The organism is Paenibacillus sp. CECT 9249 (assembly GCF_918697855.1).
Lineage (GTDB): Bacteria > Bacillota > Bacilli > Paenibacillales > Paenibacillaceae > MSJ-34.
This window is the reverse complement of record NZ_CAKKLI010000010.1, coordinates 1-21,527: the sequence shown is the minus strand read 5'-3', so window position 1 is coordinate 21,527 and position 21,527 is coordinate 1. Positions and strand designations below refer to the sequence as shown.

Annotated in this window: 17 protein-coding genes; 16 read left to right on the top strand and 1 reads right to left on the bottom strand. The window is 52.0% G+C overall.

What is annotated here, in order from left to right:
• The first annotated feature begins 104 nt into the window (after positions 1-104).
• The 16 genes from LQ229_RS10100 (at position 105) to sigG (ending at position 20,816) form a co-directional block, all read left to right on the top strand.
• Complete coding sequence (locus LQ229_RS10100; RefSeq protein ID WP_230191643.1) at positions 105-2,186, top strand: penicillin-binding transpeptidase domain-containing protein; 2,082 nt, start codon at positions 105-107, stop codon at positions 2,184-2,186.
• 78 nt (positions 2,187-2,264) lie between these two features.
• Positions 2,265-4,202: a stage V sporulation protein D gene (locus tag LQ229_RS10095; protein ID WP_216536252.1), complete on the top strand. Its 1,938-nt coding sequence runs from the start codon at positions 2,265-2,267 to the stop codon at positions 4,200-4,202.
• 71 nt (positions 4,203-4,273) lie between these two features.
• Complete coding sequence (locus LQ229_RS10090) at positions 4,274-5,761, top strand: UDP-N-acetylmuramoyl-L-alanyl-D-glutamate--2,6-diaminopimelate ligase (RefSeq protein WP_230191683.1); 1,488 nt, start codon at positions 4,274-4,276, stop codon at positions 5,759-5,761.
• Positions 5,758-7,170 (top strand): UDP-N-acetylmuramoyl-tripeptide--D-alanyl-D-alanine ligase, encoded by a 1,413-nt coding sequence (gene murF / locus LQ229_RS10085; RefSeq protein ID WP_230191642.1) that lies wholly within the window; start codon positions 5,758-5,760, stop codon positions 7,168-7,170. The genes LQ229_RS10090 and murF overlap by 4 nt, the downstream gene beginning before the upstream one ends.
• 72 nt (positions 7,171-7,242) lie before the next feature.
• A complete protein-coding gene (gene mraY, locus LQ229_RS10080; RefSeq protein ID WP_216536254.1) occupies positions 7,243-8,205 on the top strand; it encodes a phospho-N-acetylmuramoyl-pentapeptide-transferase in 963 nt (320 codons plus the stop codon).
• Between the two features lie 3 nt (positions 8,206-8,208).
• Positions 8,209-9,630, top strand: coding sequence for a UDP-N-acetylmuramoyl-L-alanine--D-glutamate ligase (murD, locus tag LQ229_RS10075; protein ID WP_230191641.1), 1,422 nt, complete (start codon positions 8,209-8,211; stop codon positions 9,628-9,630).
• Between the two features lie 74 nt (positions 9,631-9,704).
• Positions 9,705-10,802, top strand: coding sequence for a stage V sporulation protein E (spoVE, locus tag LQ229_RS10070; protein WP_216536256.1), 1,098 nt, complete (start codon positions 9,705-9,707; stop codon positions 10,800-10,802).
• A gap of 5 nt (positions 10,803-10,807) precedes the next feature.
• Positions 10,808-11,920 carry an undecaprenyldiphospho-muramoylpentapeptide beta-N-acetylglucosaminyltransferase gene (gene murG, locus LQ229_RS10065; protein WP_216536257.1) on the top strand — a complete coding sequence of 371 codons (1,113 nt, stop codon included), beginning with the start codon at positions 10,808-10,810 and terminating at the stop codon, positions 11,918-11,920.
• A gap of 106 nt (positions 11,921-12,026) precedes the next feature.
• Positions 12,027-12,932, top strand: coding sequence for a UDP-N-acetylmuramate dehydrogenase (gene murB / locus LQ229_RS10060; protein WP_216536258.1), 906 nt, complete (start codon positions 12,027-12,029; stop codon positions 12,930-12,932).
• Between the two features lie 16 nt (positions 12,933-12,948).
• Positions 12,949-14,232, top strand: coding sequence for a UDP-N-acetylglucosamine 1-carboxyvinyltransferase (gene murA, locus LQ229_RS10055; protein WP_216536259.1), 1,284 nt, complete (start codon positions 12,949-12,951; stop codon positions 14,230-14,232).
• A 135-nt stretch (positions 14,233-14,367) separates the two neighbouring features.
• Entirely contained in the window at positions 14,368-15,132 is a 765-nt protein-coding gene (locus LQ229_RS10050; RefSeq protein ID WP_216536260.1) for an FtsQ-type POTRA domain-containing protein, read from the top strand.
• Positions 15,133-15,303: 171 nt separating this feature from the next.
• Positions 15,304-16,554: a cell division protein FtsA gene (gene ftsA / locus LQ229_RS10045; protein WP_216536261.1), complete on the top strand. Its 1,251-nt coding sequence runs from the start codon at positions 15,304-15,306 to the stop codon at positions 16,552-16,554.
• Between the two features lie 47 nt (positions 16,555-16,601).
• Positions 16,602-17,714 carry a cell division protein FtsZ gene (gene ftsZ, locus LQ229_RS10040; RefSeq protein WP_230191640.1) on the top strand — a complete coding sequence of 371 codons (1,113 nt, stop codon included), beginning with the start codon at positions 16,602-16,604 and terminating at the stop codon, positions 17,712-17,714.
• Positions 17,715-18,230: 516 nt separating this feature from the next.
• Positions 18,231-19,157 carry a sigma-E processing peptidase SpoIIGA gene (gene spoIIGA, locus LQ229_RS10035; protein WP_230191682.1) on the top strand — a complete coding sequence of 309 codons (927 nt, stop codon included), beginning with the start codon at positions 18,231-18,233 and terminating at the stop codon, positions 19,155-19,157.
• A gap of 27 nt (positions 19,158-19,184) precedes the next feature.
• Complete coding sequence (gene sigE / locus LQ229_RS10030; RefSeq protein WP_216536263.1) at positions 19,185-19,907, top strand: RNA polymerase sporulation sigma factor SigE; 723 nt, start codon at positions 19,185-19,187, stop codon at positions 19,905-19,907.
• A 126-nt stretch (positions 19,908-20,033) separates the two neighbouring features.
• A complete protein-coding gene (gene sigG / locus LQ229_RS10025) occupies positions 20,034-20,816 on the top strand; it encodes an RNA polymerase sporulation sigma factor SigG (protein WP_216536264.1) in 783 nt (260 codons plus the stop codon).
• A 63-nt stretch (positions 20,817-20,879) separates the two neighbouring features.
• Here sigG and LQ229_RS10020 read toward each other — a convergent pair whose 3' ends face one another.
• Entirely contained in the window at positions 20,880-21,389 is a 510-nt protein-coding gene (locus LQ229_RS10020) for a hypothetical protein (protein ID WP_230191639.1), read from the bottom strand.
• Positions 21,390-21,527 lie beyond the last annotated feature (138 nt).

The following is a 21,527-nucleotide window of genomic DNA, read 5'->3' as shown; positions in this document are numbered from 1 at the left end:
TAAGAATTCGCACCATGTTTATTGGGGGATGTTTTACCATCCTTTTTTTTATTCTATTGGCCCGAGTCTTTTGGTTCCAAGTCGCGAACGCGGAATTTTGGCAAGTGAAGGCAAAGGAAACCTGGTCGGCGCAAATTACGTTAAATCCGGTTCGAGGCACGATTTACGACCGGAACGGGAGCGCGCTTGCGATGGATGCTCCCGCCTATACGGTTGCGGTCAGCCCGAAAATTATCGATCATTTGAAAATTGCTGACGAAGTCGTAGACATTCTGCACGGAATATTGAACAAGCCGAAGGATGAATTGTATAAAATCGCAACGGCGAAAAAAGACGACGGCGACTTTTATCAGCAGCGCGAAGTGCATCCGGAAGGCTGGAAGGTCGACGTTGAAGTTGCGGAACGGTTGAAAGAGGAGATCGCGGCATTAAGCAAGGAAACCGAACAAAAAGACGTAGGCATTTATTTGCTGGAAATGGATAAAAGGTATTATCCGAAGGAAACGTTGGCGTCGCATATATTAGGCTATATGGACAAAGAAGATAAGCCTGTCAACGGGCTGGAATCCTATTACGACGAGTTGCTGAGAGGCATACCCGGTTCCATCTCGTACGAAAAGGATAGAAAAGGCTATAAGCTGCCGACAGCCAATGAAGTCTACAAACCGAAAACGGACGGCAAAAACATCGTGCTCACGATTGACGAAACGATACAGCACTATACGGAAAAAGCGATCCAATCCATTTACGACCAATACAAACCGGTCAGCGTGACGGCCATAGCGGCAGATCCGAAAACGATGGAAATATTGGCCATGGCGAATATGCCGAATTTCAACCCGAATTCGTATTGGGAAGCGGGGAGCCAGGCCGCATTCTACGACCACGCGATTCGTTCGATTTACGAGCCGGGTTCCACGTTTAAAATCGTAACCCTGGCCGCGGCGGTCGAGGAAGGCCTTTTTAATCCCAATGAGTGGTACATGTCAGGCCAAATTAAAGTAAAAGGCTGGCCTAAACCGATTCGCGACGTGAAGCGGGGCGGATGGGGAGAAATTACGTTATTGGAAGGGGTCAAGCGCTCCAGTAACGTTGCATTCGTTAAGCTAGGGATTGAGAAATTGGGGGAGGAGAAAGTAAAACAATATATCCATGATTTCGGTTTCGGCCAAAAAACAGGCATCGAACTGCCCGGAGAAAGCAGAGGGACCGTCTCTATCGAAAGAACGATCGACGTGGCAACGGCAACATTCGGCCAAGGCGGGGTTGTCGTCACGCCGATCCAACAGGTTGCGGGCATTGCCGCTGTCGCTAACGGCGGAACGCTGTTAAAACCTCACATTATTAAGGAAATCGTAGATCCGGTAACGGGTGAGAGAACAAAAACGGAACCGGAAGTCGTGCGCAAAGTCATTTCGGAAGAAACTTCCCGCAAAGTCGGCGAATATCTAGAGCAAGTCGTTTCCGACCAGAAGATTGGCAGCGGTAGAAATGCTTATATCGAGGGCTATCGCGTCGCCGGTAAAACGGGAACGGCGCAAAAAGCGGTCAACGGGAAGTATGTCGACGGGAAATATGTTGTCTCCTTCATCGGGTACGCCCCGGTCGAAGATCCGAAAATTCTTGTCTATATCATTGTGGATGAACCGAACGACCCGTACGCCGGAGGAGGATCGGTCGCCGCCCCCGCATTCAAGGAGATCGTCAGCCAATCGCTCCGGTACATGAACATCCCGTCCAACAAGTCTGCGCAGCAGACAGAGAAGAAGGAGGGGAAAGAGAAAACGATACCGCGTACGTTAGTGCCTAGCGTGACGAAGCAGAGAACGGCGGACGCGAAAAGCCAGTTGACCCATGCCGGAATTACGTTTGAAACGATCGGCGACGGGGACGAAGTCATCGGCCAATATCCGGAGGCGGGATTGCCTCTGCCGCAAAGCAAGCGGGTCTATCTCTTTACGGAAGATCCGAAAAATATGGATGTGCCCGATATGAAAGGAGCGTCCTTGCGGGATGTCATCGAAATGTGCTCCTTGCTTGGCATCGATTATTCCGTTTCAGGCGAAGGTTATGTCGTCGAACAGACGGTTACGCAAAACGGCGACGTGCGGAAAGCGGAATTTACTTTGGAACCGTCCGCACCGTCCGATTCGGCGGAAGACGAATCGGAGAAGGCGGAGGAATAGCTTGTTCTAACCCCTGTTTGTCCCGAATAGTCATGATTATGAAACCGTCATAATTATGAGGAGACAGGAGGGGCCGATGTGAAAGGTTCGAATGTTACCGTTCGGCGCAGATTGTTCTTATCGATTGTGCTTATTACGATCGGATTTGCCGCCTTATGTATTCGTCTCGGCTATTTGCAGTTATGGAAGGGAGCGGAGTTGACGGAGAAGGCGGAAAATTCATGGAGACGCCAAATACCTTTTACCGCAAAGCGCGGAGAAATATGGGACCGCAACGGCGAACGTCTAGCGTATAATGTCAGTTCGCCGACGATTATGGCCGTACCGGCCCAAGTGAAGGAAGCGAAATCGACGGCGAGCCGGCTTGCCGCGGCGCTGGGTATGCCCGAGGACAAAATATACGGCCAATTAACGAAACGCGAAAGAATTGTGCGTATTCAACCGGGCGGGCGGAAAATTACGATGGAGAAAGCCCAAGAAATCCGCAATTTGAATTTACCGGGAATTTATGTCGCGGAAGACAATAAAAGATACTACCCGTACGACGGGTTGGCCGCACATATTCTGGGATTTGTCGGGATCGAGAATCAAGGCTTGACGGGAGTGGAAGTCAAGTACGACAATGAATTGAAAGGCAGCGAGGGCAACGTTTCGTATTTGGCGGACGCGGCCAATCGCCAGATGCCGAATTCGACGGAAAAATATGTTGAACCGAGAGATGGATTAAATTTGCAATTGACGATCGACAAATATATTCAGACAATAATGGAGCGGGAACTTGATCAGGCGATGCTCAAATTTCAGCCGAATTCGATTTTGTCGATCGCGATGGATCCGAAGACGGGCGAGATTTTGGCGATGGGAAGCCGTCCGGGATACGATCCCGGCAATTATAGAGATTATCCGGCGGACATTTATAACCGGAATTTGCCGATTTGGATGACTTACGAGCCGGGTTCCACGTTTAAGATCATTACATTGGCCGCCGCGCTGCAAGAGGGAAAAGTCGATCTGAAGCACGATCACTTCTACGATCCGGGATTCATTGAAGTAAGCGGGTCGTTTCTGCGCTGCTGGAAGCGCGGCGGGCATGGAAGCGAAACTTTTATGCAGGTGGTGGAAAATTCATGCAACCCCGGCTTCGTGGCGCTCGGCCAACGGCTCGGGAAAGACAAATTATTCGAGTACATACGCAATTTCGGATTCGGGGCGAAAACCGGCATCGATTTGAACGGCGAGGCGACGGGGATCTTATTCAAGCCTTCGCGCGTCGGTCCGGTAGAGCTCGCTACGACGGCATTCGGCCAAGGGGTTTCGGTGACGCCGATTCAACAGGTAGCGGCGGTAGCGGCGGCGGTGAACGGCGGCAAGCTGTTTAAGCCGCATGTGGCCAAAGCGTGGATTCATCCGGTAACCGGCGAAGTCGTCAAGGAAGTGGAACCGGAGCTCGTCAGGGAGGTCATTTCCCCGGAAACGTCCAAATTGGTGCGCGAGGCGCTGGAGAGCGTCGTCGCGAAAGGAACGGGACGCCCTGCCTTTATCGACGGCTATCGTGTCGGTGGCAAGACGGGGACGGCGCAGAAAGTTGTTAACGGCAAATATTCCGCTAGCGAACATATCGTTTCTTTCATCGCCTTCGCTCCGGCGGACGATCCGCAAATTGTCGTGTACATAGCGGTGGATAACCCGCAAGGGATTCAATTCGGCGGCGTCGTCGCGGCGCCGATCGTCAAAAATATTATGACCGATACGCTGCAATATATGGGAGTCGAACCCCGTAAAGATCAATTGGCGCGCGAATATAAATATAACGAAACGCCGCTCGTGAAAGTGCCGAATTTAGTAGGAATGTCGCTCGTCGATATTTACGAGGATTTGCATATGGATTTCTCGCTCGCTAAGTCGGGAACCGGCCCGGTTGTCGTCAGCCAGGCGCCGAAGCCGGGAGCGCGCGTGGAGAAAGGATCTACGATCCGCATTTATATGGGGAATGAAGAAACGAATAAGAGTGAATGATGATAGTGACAGATATTCTTCATCTGCCTAGACTGCAGCAGGTTGGGGAACATTGGACGGAGGGGTATGACATGCAAGTAACGGAGCTCGCTTCTTTGCTGGTGACCGCACGGATCGAAGGGGAAGGCGGAACGGAAATAACCGGCATCGAAACGGATTCTCGCAAAGTGAAGCCGGGAGATTTATTCATATGTTTGCCGGGACATACGGTCGACGGGCACGACTATGCCGATAAAGCGGTCCAGTCAGGCGCGGCGGCGCTCGTCGTGCAGCGGAAACTGGAGGTTGGGCTGCCGCAAATCGTCGTGAAAGATTGCCGGCATGCGATGGCGGTATTCGCCGATTATTATTACGGCTTCCCGAGCCGTCGATTGAAATTGATCGGTGTAACGGGCACAAACGGCAAAACGACCACCACTTATTTGGTGGAACGCATTATGAACGATTTCGGCCAACATACAGGCATCATCGGAACGATTCAAATGCGCTACGGCGGCCGGACGTTCGATATGTCGCGAACGACGCCGGATGCGCTGGAATTGCAGCAGTCGCTGCATGCGATGGCGGAACACGGCGCAGCCTGCTGCGTCATGGAGGTCTCTTCGCATGCATTGGAGCAGGGGCGCGTGAAAGGTTGCCGATTCCGCACCGCGATTTTTACGAATTTGACGCAGGATCATTTGGATTACCATAAAACGATGGAAGAATACCGGGCTGCCAAGGGTTTGTTCTTCTCCCGTATGGGCAACGAGTTCTCCGGTTCTCCGGAAGAACGGCGATACGCCGTTTTGAACGAGGACGACGAAGCTTCGCCCTATTTCCGGAAATTGACTTCGGCCGAAGTCATCACTTACGGTTTGCGGGAGAGCGCAGACGTATATGCGTCGAACATCGAAGTGACCGCGAAAGGAACGAGCTTTCATGTCCGGACGTTTGCCGGCGAAACGGATATCCGGCTGAAGATGGTCGGCAAATTCAATGTGTATAACGCGTTGGCGGCGATCGCAGCCACGCTCGCGGAGGGCGTTCCCCTGGAGCGGATCAAGTCGAGCCTGGAGGGGATGCCGGGCGTTGCCGGGCGTGTCGAAGCGGTCGATGAAGGCCAGCCCTTCGCCGTCATTGTCGATTATGCGCATACGCCGGACGGGCTTGAAAATGTGCTCAAAACGGTGAAGGAATTTGCCAAAGGCCGCATTTATTGCGTGTTCGGCTGCGGCGGGGACCGCGACCGGACCAAACGGCCGGTTATGGGGCGCATTGCCGCCGATTATGCGGACTACCTTCTGGTCACTTCCGACAATCCGCGTACGGAAGATCCGTACCGCATCTTGCAAGATATCGAGCAAGGCTTGACGGACCCAAGTGGCGGCCGGCAATCTTACGAACTCGTCGTCGACCGGCGCACTGCGATACAAAAGGCTATTGAAATGGCAAGCCCCGACGATGTAGTATTGATTGCGGGGAAAGGACATGAAACCTATCAAACGATTCAAGGGGTCAATTACGACTTTGACGATAGACTCGTTGCCAAAGAAGCGATAAGGGGCAAAGTATTGTGATTAATAAAACATTGCGTGAATTGGCCGATATGTGCGGCGGAACATTGACAGGCACCGATTCGGATACGGAATTGGTAAAAGTTGCGGGCGTTGTGACCGATACCCGCAAATTGACGGAAGGCAGCCTGTTCGTCCCGTTAAGCGGGGAGAAGTTCGACGGGCACCGGTTCGTCGAAGAAGCGTTCGCGAGCGGCATCGCCGCCTCCGTATGGCGGAAGGACATCGCCGTTCCAAGCGGATTGCAAGAAAGGCCGCTTATTATTGTGGACGATCCGCTGGCGGCGCTGCAACGGCTGGCTGCGGCCTATGTCCGGGAACGGGCCGTCCGCGTGATCGGAGTGACCGGCAGCAACGGAAAAACGACGACCAAAGACATGATCTATTCCGTCTTAAGCACGACCTATAACGTTCATAAAACGCAAGGAAATTACAATAATCATATCGGTCTGCCGCTCACGATCTTGGAAATGGACGAACGAACGGAAATCGCCGTGCTGGAAATGGGCATGAGCGGGCGCGGGGAAATCGAGCTTCTGTCGCGCATTGCGCGGCCGGAAGTCGCCGTTATTACAAATATCGGCGAAGCGCACTTGCTCCAACTCGGATCGCGCGAAGAAATTGCGAGAGCGAAGCTGGAAATCGTCAGCGGCTTGCGGGAAGACGGCGTGCTCATTTATAACGGCGACGAACCGTTGCTGGATCGATGTCTGGCAGAGACGGATTTCGGCCGTTCGGCTCCGCCGGCAAGGGTACGCTTCGGATTATCCGAAACGAACGATCACTATCCGACGGGAATGATGTTTCATACGAGCCGGACGATCTTTACGACGAACGGCGCAAGCGAACAAAGCTATACGATCCCGCTTATGGGACAGCATAACGTCATGAACGCGCTGGCGGCGATCGCGGTAGCCCGACATTTCGGCGTAACGGACGAGTCGATTCGATCCGGGCTCGGCCAACTCGACATGACAGGCATGCGCACGGAAGTGATTCAAGCCGCCAGCGGATTGACGATCGTCAACGACGCATACAATTCCAGTCCAACCGCCGTCCGCGCGGCGATCGACATGTTCGCGCCGATGAAAGGCTATCGCAGCAAAACGGTTGTGCTTGGAGACATGCTGGAATTAGGACAGGAAGAAGAAGAGCTTCATCGGTCGATCGGCCGTTATTTGGACGCCGGCAAAACGGATTACGTCTATACTTACGGTCCGCTCTCGCTACGGATCGCCGAAGGCGCGCTTGAGAATATGCCCGAGGGCAGGGTGTTTTCTTTTACCGATAAAGAGGAATTGATCGGAGCGCTCCTGAAGCAGTTGAGCCCGAGAGACATCGTGCTTGTGAAAGCCTCCCGTGGCATGAGACTGGAAGAAGTTGTTCATACTTTAAGAGATTACCCATTATAATAACCAATAGAAAACGAACTAATAGACATACTTACGAGGCAGTTTCTTCGCCAGGCCTGGAGGTGGCATAGAGTGGACTTTAAATTAATAATGCTTACGATCGGCGTTTCATTCATACTCGCCGTCATCGCGTGCCCGCTGTTCATTCCGCTGTTGAGAAGGATGAAATTCGGACAGCAAATTCGCGACGACGGTCCGCAGGCGCATTTGAAAAAAGCGGGAACCCCTACGATGGGCGGAATGATCATTTTGATTGCATTTACGCTTTCCTTCTTGAAATTTTCCGTCATCAATACGAATTTTGCCATTCTTTTGATTGCGACGTTAGGTTTCGGGCTCGTCGGGTTTCTGGACGATTATATCAAAATCGTATTTAAACGCTCGCTCGGTTTAACCGCCAAACAAAAGCTGATCGGTCAATTGCTGTTCGCCGTCATCATATGCGTACTGCTCGCAATGAACGACCATCCGACGACGATCTCCATTCCGGGAACGTCCGTAGTATGGGAGTTTGGCTGGTTCTACTATCCTTTCATCGTATTGATGATGCTTGCGATCAGCAATGCCGTTAATTTTACCGACGGGGTGGACGGCCTGCTGTCGGGCACGAGCGCCATCGCCTTCGGCGCATTCGCCATTATCGCGATGCAAACGACCGAACATGCGGCAGCGGTATGTGCGGCGGCCATGATCGGAGCGGTGCTCGGTTTCCTGGTGTTCAACGCGCATCCGGCCAAAGTGTTCATGGGCGATATCGGCTCGCTCGGTATCGGGGGAGCGTTCGGCGCGATCGCCATATTGACGAAGACGGAGCTGTTGTTTATTATTATCGGCGGCGTGTTCGTCGTGGAAATGCTGTCCGTCGTCTTGCAAGTCGCATCGTTCAAGACGCGCGGCAAACGTATTTTCAAGATGAGTCCGATCCATCATCATTTTGAGCTTACAGGCTGGTCCGAATGGCGGGTTGTCATCACGTTTTGGGCTGTCGGCATCATTCTTGCCGGGCTTGGACTTTACATCAACAAGGGGTTGTAATCGATGAAATTTCCTGAAGCATATCGGGATCAAGAGGTCGTAGTGCTGGGCCTCGCCAAAAGCGGAGTGCAAGTTGCGAAAATATTCCATCAAGCCGGCGCCCGCGTCACCGTTAACGATAAAAAAGAGAGACAACTTTGTCCCGAAGCCGCTGAATTGGAGGCTTTGGGAATTTCTGTTATTTGCGGCGGACATCCCGATACGCTGGTTCATGCAAATATCGCGCTAGTGGTCAAAAACCCGGGCATACCTTATTCGGCCCCCCCGGTCATGCAGGCGCAATCGCTCGGCATCGAAGTCGTCACGGAGGTGGAAGTCGCCTCCTTCCTGTGCCAAGCCCCGATCATCGGCATTACCGGATCTAACGGAAAGACGACGACGACGACATGGGTCGGCAACATATTGAAACAGGCCGGCGCGAAAGCCATCGTCGCCGGCAATATCGGCATCCCGCTCAGCGAAGCGGTGCAGGCGGCGACCGCCGAACATTGGCTCGTAGCCGAATTAAGCAGTTTTCAATTGAAAGGGACGTCGCAATTCCATCCGCGCATCGCTTGTTTATTAAACGTCGGAGAGACGCATTTGGATTACCATGGGACGATGGAGGACTATATCGCTTCCAAGGCGAAGCTGTTCGCCAATCAGACGGAGGAGGATTATGCCGTTCTCAATTGGGACAATGAAGTTTGCCGTTCCTTGGCGGAACGAGTGCGCGCCACGTTGCTGCCTTTTTCCGCCAAGGAACGGCTGGACTTCGGGGTGTATGCCGAGCCGCCGTATTCGGCCGAACCGGACGAACTGCAGCGCAGCGTCGTATACCGGGACGAGCTCGGACAAGTCCATCGCATTATCGACGTCCGGGAAATCGGCATCCCCGGGCGTTACAACGTCGAGAACGCGCTGGCCGCTTCCGCCATATGCCTTGCCGCCGGGATTGATCCCGAACGGCTGCGGCAGCCTCTGGCTTCGTTTGAAGGCGTGGAGCATCGCCTGGAATATGTGCGGACGGTTGACGGAGTGTTGTATTACAACAATTCGAAGGCGACGAATGCGGTCGCGACCGCGATGGCGATCGACGCGTTCGCGGGCGGCATTGTGCTGATCGCGGGCGGGCTGGATCGCGGCTCCGATTATATGGAGCTCGTACCGATCTTCCAGGATAAGGTGAAGGCGGTCGTGACGCTCGGCGAAACGAAGGATAAGATTCGCCGCGTGGCGGAGGCGGCGGGGATACGCGCGATCAAAACCGTCGATACTGGTGAGGACGCCGCCGACACGATTCGGCAAGCGGTCCGGGAAGCGGCCGCGCTGGCCGCTCCGGGAGATATCGTCTTGTTGTCTCCCGCCTGTGCGAGCTGGGATATGTTCGCTTCCTATGAGGAGCGTGGACGAATTTTTAAAGAGGCGGCGCATAGTCTTAAGTAGGGGGGTATCCAAGCCCCGGCATGTTCGATGCCGGCAGGGCAAGCCCCTACAATCGATTGCAGAGGTGTCTCGCCATGTCAAAAGCTCGTTCCGCGCCGGATATTTGGCTTATCGTATCCATTTTGTCGTTACTGGGCATCGGAGTCGTGATGGTCTATAGCGCCGGAGCCGTTCTCGCATTTCACGATTACGGAGATTCGTTCTATTTTGTGAAACGGCAACTGCTTTTCGCCGTATTAGGTTTGGTTGCGATGTATTTTACGATGAACTTGGATTATCTTATTTGGAGAAAATATGCGAAAATTACGCTCATCGTTTGTTTCGTATTGCTGTTGATCGTTCTGATTCCGGGCATCGGCGTCGTGCGCGGCGGCGCGCGCAGCTGGCTCGGAATCAGTTCGTTCGGCATTCAGCCGTCCGAATTTATGAAATTGGCTATGATTTTGTTTCTTTCAAAGTTATTGTCCGATCAACATGCCAAAATCGACTCGTTCACGAAAGGCCTTCTTCCGCCGCTCGGCATAATGGGGGCCGCGTTCGGCCTTATTATGCTGCAGCCGGACCTTGGAACGGGCACCGTAATGGTTGGAGCGTCCTTGCTGGTCATTTACTCGGCCGGAGCGCGATTGAAGCATCTCGCTTCGCTCGCTTTGGTCGGGGTCGCCGGCTTCGTCGGATTAGTGATCGCCGCGCCGTACAGGCTGCAGCGCATTACCGCTTTTTTGGATCCGTGGCAAGACCCGCTCGGCGCAGGCTACCAATCGATCCAATCGCTGTACGCGATCGGACCGGGCGGTTTCGTCGGGCTCGGACTCGGTATGAGCCGGCAGAAGTACAGTTATGTTCCCGAGCCGCAAACGGATTTTATCTTTTCGATTTTGGCGGAGGAGCTTGGCTTTATCGGCGGGATGACGGTGTTGCTCTTATTTCTTATCTTGGTATGGCGCGGCATGAGGGTCGCGCTTACGGCTCCCGATACGTTCGGCAGCTTGCTGGCCGCGGGCATCGTCGGGATTGTCGCCGTTCAGGTCATTATCAACATCGGCGTCGTCATCGGGTTGATGCCCGTAACGGGCATTACGCTGCCGCTCATAAGCTACGGCGGCTCCTCATTGACTTTAATGCTGACCGCGCTTGGCATTCTATTGAATATATCCCGTTATGCGAGGTGATTGATATGCGCGTTGTGTTAAGCGGAGGCGGCACCGGAGGGCATATTTATCCTGCGCTCTCCATTGCCAGGCAATGCCAGGCGCAGCATAAAGATATCGAATTATTATATATTGGCACACAGAAGGGATTGGAGCATACGCTCGTCCCGAAACATAATATTCCGTTCGAATCGATCGACATTACCGGGTTTCGCCGTAAATTATCCGTCGATAATATAAAAACCGTCATGCGTTTCGTTCAAGGAGTCAAGCGATCCAAACAATTGCTGAAGCAATTTCGCGCGGACGTCGTCATCGGCACCGGAGGTTACGTTTGCGGACCTGTCGTATACGCCGCCGCCAAATTGGGCATTCCGACGGTTATTCACGAACAAAACGCGATACCGGGGCTGACAAACAAATTTTTAAGCCGTTATGCCGACACGGTCGCGGTAAGTTTCAAAGAGTCCGAACCGCATTTCAATAAAGCGAAGCGGGTGCTGTTCACGGGCAATCCGTGCGCGTCGGCGGTCGCGCTTGCGGATCGGAAGAGCGGCTACTCTTCGCTCGGCATACCCGCCGGCTCCAGAATCGTGCTTGTAGTCGGCGGGAGCCGCGGGGCCAAAGCGATCAACGAAGCGATGATCGAAATGACGCCGCTTTTGCATCGTTTGGAGGGCGTTTACTTCGTCTACGTTACGGGGGAAAGCTACTATCCCGGCACGAGCGAACGGATTGAACGGGGGAATACGAAGGCTCCGGAACGGTTGAAAGTATTGCCTTACGTTCATAACATGCCGGAAGTATTGGCTGCGACATCTTTGATCGTCAGCCGCTCGGGCGCTTCTTCCTTGGCGGAAATTACGGCGCTGGGCATTCCTTCGATTTTGATTCCGTCTCCCAATGTAACCAATAACCATCAGGAGGCGAACGCCCGCTCGCTCGCCAATGAACAAGCGGCCGAGATGATTTTGGAAAAGGATTTGAGCGGACAGGCGCTGTTCGCGCGAATCGAAGCGATCATCGGCGATGAGAAACGATGGAAGTCGATGTCGGAACGGGCGAAAACGCTCGGCATGCCGGATTCGGCCAAGCAAATTGCAGAAGAAATCGAAAGATTGATTACTTTGCCTAGATAAAGCGACTGGGCGATTGTCACACTCCCGTTCTAATCGACATAAGATACTCTATAATCGTGACAGTCTCCCGAGAGGAACCGGCATTAATGTAAAGGAGGTTCGTTAGATGCAGCAGTTTATTACGGAATTTACGGACGCCAATCTCGGCAGCATTAGCTTCGATGAACCGTTATCCAACCATACGACATGGAAAATCGGAGGGCCTGCAGACATTTTCATCGTTCCCGGCGGCAAGCGGCAGTTGGCTGATACGCTCAAGCTGCTTCGCAAACATCATGTGCCTTGGACGACCGTCGGCAGGGGCTCAAACATGCTCGTTTCAGACAAAGGAATTCGCGGCGCTGTCGTGAAAGTGGGCAAAGGTTTGGACCACCTTCATTTCGACGGGGAAACCGTTCGCGTCGGAGCGGCGTATTCCTTTATTAGACTATGCGTAATGGCGGGGAAACAGGGTCTGGCCGGGTTGGAGTTTGCCGGGGGCATACCGGGCACCGTTGGCGGCGCCGTATATATGAATGCCGGTGCCCATGGATCGGATGTGTCACGCATATTTAAGGAAGCTGAGATTGTACTGGAGACAGGGGAATTGGTTCGGTATAACGCCCAAGATATGCAGTTCCGCTATCGTCATTCCATTTTGCAAGAGCGGCCGGGAATCGTCGTGGAGGCGACATTTCAATTGGCCTACGGGGAACGGAAAGAAATCGCGGCTGCGATGGCATCTTACAAAGACCGCCGAATGCGTACCCAACCGCTGAAAATGGCTTGCGCAGGCAGCGTGTTCCGCAACCCGCCGGGCGATTACGCGGCGAGGTTGATCGAGGAAGCGGGATTGAAAGGACGCCGCGTCGGCGGAGCTCAAATATCCGAACAGCATGCCAATTTCATTGTGAACACCGGGCAAGCGACAGCTGGAGATGTTCTCACCCTGATGAAGGAAATCCAACAGACGATATCATCAAAATATGGCATTTCATTAGTGCCGGAAGTGTTGGTAGTGGGTGAGCGGTAAACTCGGAGGTGATACATTGGACAAATTGGTGATTGAGGGCGGGCGACCACTATCAGGAACCATTCGTATCCATGGAGCGAAAAATGCCGCATTGCCGATTCTTGCAGCAAGCATTCTGGCGAAAGGGAAGGTAGAGCTTCATAACGTTCCAAGACTTTTAGACATTGAAGTCATGCTGCAAATTTTGGAGGAGATCGGTTGCCGTACGGAACATGCTGATGAGAAGGTTATGATCGATACCGCTTTCACACACTCCTCGCACATTCCGGAAGCATTAATGAGACAGATGCGATCCTCGATATTTCTCATGGGTCCGCTGCTCGCACGTTTCGGCGAGGTGCAAATCTATCAGCCTGGCGGATGTGCGATCGGAGAACGGAAAATCGACCTTCATTTGCGGGGGTTAAAAATGTTGGGGGCGCAAATCGTCCAGAAGGATCAAAGGATCATTTGCCGCGCCAAACAATTGAGAGGAGCGGATATTCATCTTGACTTTCCGAGCGTAGGAGCGACGGAGAACATTATGATGGCCGCCGTGCTGGCCAAAGGGACGACGACGCTGACCAATGCCGCCAGAGAACCGGAAATCCAAGATTTGCAAAATTTCCTGAATCGCATGGGGGCGCATGTGATCGGAGCGGGAACCGACACGATTACGATCGACGGCGTCGATTCGCTCACCCCTTGCAGCTATGAAATCATTCCGGACCGGATCGTTGCGGGTACGTTAATGATCGCCGCCGCCGTTACGAAAGGGAATGTGACGCTGACGAATGCGAATCCGTCGCATTTGACTTCGCTCATTCATGTGCTTAGGCGGGCCGGTGTTCAAATCGTAACGGGCGATGATATAATACAGGTGAACTGTTCCGGCAGGCTGAAAGCCGTCGAACGCATCGTGACTTCGCCTTATCCGGCGTTTCCGACAGACCTGCAATCGCAAGTGATGGTATTGTTGTCGCTTGCGGACGGATTCAGCGTGATGAAGGAAAATATTTTCGAAGGTAGATTTAAGCACGTGGACGAATTGACGCGTATGGGAGCGGATATTCGCGTGGATCTAAGCTCGGCGTTCATCCGGGGCGTCAACCGCCTGTACGGCGCGACGGTGGAAGCGACCGATTTGCGGGCCGGCGCGGCGCTCGTTATTGCCGGGTTGGCGGCGCAAGGAAGAACGATCGTCGAACAAGTCCATCATATCGACCGCGGTTACGATCGGATCGAACAGCTGTTTCATCGCTTGGGAGCGTCCATATATCGGCAATCTCCCGTACCCAGACAACTTGATTTTGCAAACTGACCGCCTTCATCCCCTTCCTCGCCGAAGGGGATCATAGGCTTTATAGCGTATGCTTTCGAAGAAGTTTTACTTCGTAAAACTGTGCAGACGCTTTCGAAGATAGTTTTACTCCGTAAAACTTTTGAGGTGAAATGGATGCAAAAATCGATGCCGGTTTTAAAAGAGAAGAAAGTGAAGCCGAGAGGCAATCGCAAGCTTTTATTCATCTTGCTTCTCCTCTTTATTATTTTACTCGCCGTCTTATTTTTTAGATCATCAATCAGTAAAATTTCCGAAGTTCGGTTTGCAGGAAATCGCTATGTATCCAACGAAGAACTATGGAAGACGAGCGGCGTGAAGATCGGCGACCAATATTTCGGCACAAGCAAAGGAACGATTCGCGAACGGCTGCTTGCGATCCCCTCGATCGAGGACGTGAAAGTGGACAAGCATTTCCCCGGCGTCATCGACGTACAGGTGAAGGAGTTCGCCACGGTAGCGTATGAATTGTCACAGACGGACGGACATCTGTCGGCTATTCTAGCGAATGGAACGAACGTCTCGCTAACGGACAAGGACGTCATCGTGGAAAAACCGATTTTGACGCAATGGAAGGCGGACGATCCGAACAAAGCCTTGCTGTCCAAGGAGCTCGCGTTAATTCCGAACGAATTGCTCGCCGATATTTCGGAGATTATTCCGTATCCTTCCCAGTCTTATCAAGACCGCATCAAAATATATACCCGCTCGCAGTTCGAGGTCGTCACAGCCATCTCTCTTCTTCAAGATAAAGTCAGATATTTGAGCGGCATTATCGAAACGCAACAGCCCGGCATCATCACGATGCTGGCGGCCGATTCCTATATACCGTACGAAGGCGCCGCAGATGGCGCGGAGCAAGAAAAAGAGACTACTCAATAAATAGAAATAATGTTAGAATAATAATTATGGGCTGAATGTAGGTGAATTGGAAATAGATTACTAGCAAAAAAATTGTAGAAAAAAGAGGGAAAAAATAAAGTTTGTTGAATATGTAGAGAGTATATTTTCAGGATTTATTATTTTTTAGGTAGAAGTAGGAGGTGCCACGGATTGAGCAGCAATGATATCATTGTTAGTTTGGACATCGGTACATCCAAAGTTCGTGCTATTATCGGGGAAATGAATAATGGAACCCTTAATATTATTGGAGTTGGATCTGCCGACTCGGAAGGTATCCGAAAAGGTGCAATCGTAGATATTGACCAAACGGTTCAATCGATTCGCAATGCAGTCGATCATGCGGAAAGAATGGTCGGCATTCAAATAGCAGAAGTTTTTGTCGGAATTTCGGGAAATCATATCGGATTGCAATCGAGCCACGGCGTCGTCGCCGTTTCGAATGAAGATCGCGAAATCGGCGACGAAGACATCGAGCGCGTCCTCAAAGCGGCGGAAGTGGTAGCAATGCCGCCGGAGCGGGAAATTATCGATGTCGTAGCGAAGCAATATGTAGTGGACGGGCTTGAAGGAATACAAGATCCCCGCGGAATGATCGGCGTACGCCTGGAAGTGGAAGCGACGATCATTACCGGCGCCAAAACGACGATACATAATCTTTTGCGTTGCGTTGAAAAAGCGGGCTTAAAAGTGAAAGATCTGGTGCTCATGTCTTTGTCGGCAGGGCAACTCGCGCTTTCGAAAGACGAGAAAACGATGGGAGCCGTGCTGGTCGATATCGGTGCCGGCGCGACGACGATCGCCGTCTTCCAGAACGGTTCGATGATTGCGACGTCCACGCTGCCGATCGGCGGCGAGTTCGTAACGAACGATATTGCCTACGGGCTGCGCACATTGACGGATCAAGCGGAGAAAGTGAAGCTCAAATTCGGCTGCGCTACGATGCGGGACGCATCGGAGGATCAAACGTTCAAAGTCATTCGAATCGGCAGCAATGTGGAGAAAGAGTTCTCGCAAGCCGATCTTGCGGCCATTATCGAACCGCGCATCCAGGAAATATTCCAAATGGTCCGCGGGGAAGCGAAGCGGTTGGGATACGCGGAGTTGCCCGGAGGCTATGTGCTGACGGGAGGTACCGTCTCCATGCCGGGCGTGCTTGAGATCGCCCAAAGCGAGCTCGATGCAACCGTCCGCATCGCAGTGCCCGATTACATCGGCGTACGCGATCCCGCTTTCACAAGCGGCGTAGGAATTATCCATAGCGTGAGCAGAACGGTAAGAATGCGCAGCGGCGGAGGCGCCGCGAAGAAGACGGTCAATCGCAACAACAAACCGGCTAAGCCTGCAGCGGAATCCCCGGGATTTATCGAACGAGTTAAGAAATTTTTTGAAGATTTTATATAGCGGTTTGAATTGGCCATCCAGGCGCATTGAGGGGGAGATGGAAGATTATGTTGGAATTTGATTTTGAGATGGAATCACTCGCGCAGATTAAGGTCATCGGGGTTGGAGGCGGCGGAAGCAACGCCGTAAACCGGATGATCGAGAACGGCGTGAAGGGTGTCGAATTTATTACGGTGAATACGGATGCGCAAGCTTTGCATTTGGCAAAGTCCGAGCATCGTTTGCAAATCGGCGATAAATTGACGCGCGGTTTGGGAGCCGGCGCAAATCCGGAAGTCGGCAAGAAGGCGGCCGAAGAATCGCGCGAACTGATTATGAACACGCTGCGCGGCGCGGATATGGTATTCGTGACGGCCGGCATGGGCGGCGGCACCGGAACGGGAGCGGCTCCGGTCATCGCGGAGATCGCCCGCGAGTGCGGCGCGCTTACCGTTGGCGTCGTTACGCGCCCGTTCACTTTCGAAGGCCGCAAGCGCCTGTCGCAAGCCGAAGCGGGTATTGAAGCGTTGAAAGAAAAAGTGGATACGCTGATCGTCATTCCGAACGATCGGCTCCTTGAAATCGTAGACAAGAAAACGCCGATGCTGGAAGCTTTCCGCGCGGCGGACAACGTTCTGCGTCAAGCGGTGCAAGGCATCTCCGATCTGATCGCCGTACCGGGGCTAATCAATCTCGACTTCGCCGACGTGAAAACGATCATGACCGAGCGCGGATCGGCATTGATGGGAATCGGCATGGCGAACGGGGAGGATCGGGCCGCGGAAGCGGCGCGCAAAGCGATCATGAGTCCGCTGCTCGAAACGTCGATCGAAGGCGCCCGCGGCGTGATTATGAATATTACCGGCGGAGCGAATCTATCGCTTTACGAAGTGAACGAAGCGGCCGAAATCGTCATTTCGGCGTCCGACCCGGACGTGAACATGATTTTCGGCGCGATCATCGACGAAAGCTTGAAAGACGACATCAAAGTAACGGTCATCGCGACCGGGTTCGAGCATAAGTCGGCGGCGCCGCAGGCGCGCAAGCCTGCCGCCGGCACGTCGCCGGCGGAAACGACGGAGCCCAAAATCAACAATTTGCGCCCGTTCGGCAATCAATCTTCAGGCGATCAATTGGATATACCGACGTTTTTGCGCAATCGTCCGCGCAATTTCGATTAATGGATTCGCTGAATGAATTTCATACAGGCATCACGAGACCCGGCTTCGCTTCCTGTGCAAGGATGCGGAGCCGGGTTTTTGTATGGCCGGGAGATGCCTGGCTTGAACCGGGTCTCCGGGATGGGACGCACGCATGATGGGATGTTATCCATTGGATTTTATCCAATGCTTGATCCTTGAATTTGGCGAAATACGGTTTTCCATTGGAAATCATACAACGAAATTGTGTTAAATAAGCCTCACGAGTGGAAACGGGGGAAATCCGCTGGACGGTTTCCAACAGAACTCCGATTCAATCAACCGATTAGCCGTTTCTGTTGGATATTTTCCAACGGCCGCGATCTATTTCCACATTTCAAGCGCAGCGAACTAACCTTCCACGCCGCTTCGACAAAAAAAGTACCTGGGCAACGGCGCGTTTAGACAGACTTTGGACTGAAGCTTTACTATACTAGTTTCATCCGTTGTCTAACGATAGGATGAAGACGATTTCATTCAGGCAGGCGGTGAAGTGGACTGGTTGTTTATATCGATCTTATTTTTCTAACAAATTTGCTCATTGACGGAACCGTATTGTGGACAACGGCATGGATGCGGAAAATACGGCCGAAGTTTTGGCGTATCGCCGCCGCGGCTTGCATCGGAGCTTCCTATGTTGTCATGATGTTCGTGCCGGCCCTCTCCTTTATGTTTACGTTTTTGATCAAATTTGTATTCTCCCTTGTTATGCTGTGGACGGCGTTCGGCTTTGGAAGTTTGCAAAACTATTTGCGAAATTTAGGAGCCTTCTACATCATTAATTTCGCGGCGGCCGGCGGCATATTCGGGGTTCACTATTTGCTGCAAAGCTCGGGCGAAATTTTCAACGGAATTTGGTATTCCTATTCCGGCGGTCTCAGCTTCGAACTGAAAGTCGGTTTTTTATTTACGGCGGTCGGTTTTGCGGCAATGATTCTTTTTTATAAAACGGTCATTCGCTCGCGCGATCATCGGGAGAATATAACCCGATTTACGGCGGAAGTGGAAGTGTCCATCGAAGGAGAGACGGCGCGTTGCACCGGACTTATCGATACCGGCAATCAATTGACCGATCCGCTGACGCGAACCCCTGTCATGATTATGGAGGCGGCGGCATGGGGGACAGCGTTGCCCGAGCATTGGGCTTCCGGGCTGAAGGAGATGCAGGCGGATCAGTTTCTGCTGAAACTGGATGAAGAAGCGTGCAAGTGGAGCGACCGGTTGCGTCTTGTCCCGTATCGCGGAGTGAATCGGGGCACGCAGTTTATGTTGGCTGTCAAACCGGATAAAGTCAGCATTACCTATGAGGGCACGACGGAGGAATGTACGAAGGTTCTGATCGGATTGGACGGCGGCAAGCTGTCGTCCGACGGAACCTATCAAGCGATCATTCATCCGGCATTGCTGCAAACTTTGTCCGAGTAGAGTATAAAACATATAGGAGGAACAGTAATGCGCTTGAAATGGAAATTGATGTTGCAATTGTACTATTACCGTATTTTGTTTCGATTTGGTTTGAAGAGCGAAGAAATCTACTATATCGGCGGAAGCGAGGCCTTGCCCCCGCCGCTCACCCGGGAAGAAGAAGAATATTTGCTCGAACGGTTGTCTTCCGGCGACTCCGCCATTCGCGCGATGCTGATCGAGCGCAATTTGCGCCTTGTCGTTTACATCGCCCGCAAATTCGAAAATACCGGCATTAACATAGAAGATTTGGTGTCGATCGGCGCGATCGGTTTGATTAAAGCGGTCAATACGTTCGATCCCGAGAAAAAAATAAAACTGGCGACATACGCTTCGCGATGCATTGAGAATGAAATCTTAATGTATTTGCGCCGCAACAGTAAAATCCGGACGGAAGTTTCATTCGACGAACCGCTTAATATCGATTGGGACGGCAACGAGTTGCTGCTGTCGGACGTACTCGGCACCGAGAACGACACGATTTACCGCAACATCGAGGAACAGGTGGACCGTAAATTGCTGCATAAGGCGTTAGATAAACTGTCCGAACGGGAACGGATCATTATGGAATTGCGCTTCGGCCTGACCGACGGGGAAGAGAAGACGCAGAAGGACGTAGCCGATCTGCTCGGCATTTCCCAATCCTATATTTCCAGACTCGAGAAAAGAATTATTAAACGATTGCGCAAGGAATTCAACAAAATGGTGTGAGGATAAGATAGATAAAGGGATGTCGAATCGTGCGAATCGTGTCCGATTCGGCGTTTAGAGGAAGGAATAAAAATACAGCCCTCGGAGATAATGAACATTAATGTTTCTCCTTGGGAGGTAGTCACAGTGACCCGAAATAAAGTCGAAATATGTGGTGTTGATACCGCGAAACTGCCAGTTCTGACCAATGCGGAAATGCGCGAATTGTTCGTCGCTCTACAAGAAAATAACGAACGAGCAGCAAGAGAGAAATTAGTGAACGGCAACTTAAGGCTCGTCCTAAGTGTCATTCAAAGGTTTAACAATCGGGGAGAATTTGTCGACGATCTGTTCCAAGTCGGCTGCATCGGGCTAATGAAAGCGATCGATAATTTCGATCTTAGCCAGAACGTTAAATTTTCCACCTATGCGGTGCCGATGATTATCGGCGAAATCCGCCGCTATTTGCGGGACAACAACCCGATCCGCGTATCGCGCTCCTTGCGGGATATCGCCTATAAAGCGTTGCAAGTGCGCGACGCCTTAACGAATAAAAACTCGCGCGAACCGACGATTTTTGAAATTTCCGAAGCGCTTAACGTTCCCAAGGAAGATGTCGTGTTTGCGCTGGATGCGATCCAGGATCCCGTATCCTTGTTCGAGCCGATTTATCACGACGGAGGCGATCCGATTTATGTGATGGATCAAATTAGCGACGATAAAAACAAAGACGTGTCCTGGATCGAAGAAATTGCGCTGCGGGAAGCGATGCGCAAATTGAACGACCGCGAAAAAATGATCTTATCGATGAGGTTTTTTGAAGGGAAAACACAGATGGAAGTGGCCGACGAAATCGGCATCTCGCAAGCGCAAGTATCGCGTTTGGAGAAATCGGCCATTACGCAAATGCAAAAGCATGTGAAGTCCTGACCGGCTGCAAAGAAACAGGTCGCTAAGCGGTGTCCATGACCGCCGGGCGACCTGTGTTTGTATTTAGGTTACACGTTCCTCGCCGAACAACACGCTAATATCAAGATCCTCGGTTCTTTCGTCAAAGACGACGAACCATACGAAGCTTGAACTTGCCTGCGTTAACGAGGCTTCCTTCACGACGCCTAATTTATTAAACAGAATAGACATTTTTTCGGCAGGCCGTTCCGGCAGTCTTCCGAAGTATATCGAGTATGCTTTATTCGCTATTTCCCTCGAAGAATAATGCCATTCGGGAGCTTCGTCATCTTGACTTAAATACCCTCCAATGCCATAAATGTTGTACGTCCTCCCATTCATACTTATGAATGCTACTGCAATGTCTTGTTGGGTGAATCGTTCATAAAAAGCGATTTCGCCATGAGTGACTTCAGCCGTATGGAAGACGGCGAAATTATCGCTTGATTCATAATAGGAGATCGCTTCTTCGATACTTTTATAAGCAGGACCGGAACAAGATGTTGAAATGATTAATAAGATCGATAGAAGCAAGAGAAAAGCGAATTGTTTCATCGCGGATTCCTCCTCATATAGTATTTCTTGAAGGCAGTTTTGAGTTTACTTCCAGTCCCCTAGGGGACTGGCGGCCGCCTTCAAAATTTCCAGTTGATCTTTGAAAAATAAATTTGGGACTGGACTTTCCGGAATGCC

Coding starts and splice junctions, on each gene's coding strand:
- LQ229_RS10090 (WP_230191683.1), top strand. CDS start 4,274: ATGCAAGTAACGGAGCTCGCTTCTTTGCTGGTGACCGCACGGATCGAA.
- murD (WP_230191641.1), top strand. CDS start 8,209: ATGAAATTTCCTGAAGCATATCGGGATCAAGAGGTCGTAGTGCTGGGC.
- spoVE (WP_216536256.1), top strand. CDS start 9,705: ATGTCAAAAGCTCGTTCCGCGCCGGATATTTGGCTTATCGTATCCATT.
- murG (WP_216536257.1), top strand. CDS start 10,808: ATGCGCGTTGTGTTAAGCGGAGGCGGCACCGGAGGGCATATTTATCCT.
- murB (WP_216536258.1), top strand. CDS start 12,027: ATGCAGCAGTTTATTACGGAATTTACGGACGCCAATCTCGGCAGCATT.
- LQ229_RS10050 (WP_216536260.1), top strand. CDS start 14,368: ATGCAAAAATCGATGCCGGTTTTAAAAGAGAAGAAAGTGAAGCCGAGA.
- ftsZ (WP_230191640.1), top strand. CDS start 16,602: ATGTTGGAATTTGATTTTGAGATGGAATCACTCGCGCAGATTAAGGTC.
- sigE (WP_216536263.1), top strand. CDS start 19,185: ATGCGCTTGAAATGGAAATTGATGTTGCAATTGTACTATTACCGTATT.
- LQ229_RS10020 (WP_230191639.1), bottom strand. CDS start 21,389: ATGAAACAATTCGCTTTTCTCTTGCTTCTATCGATCTTATTAATCATT.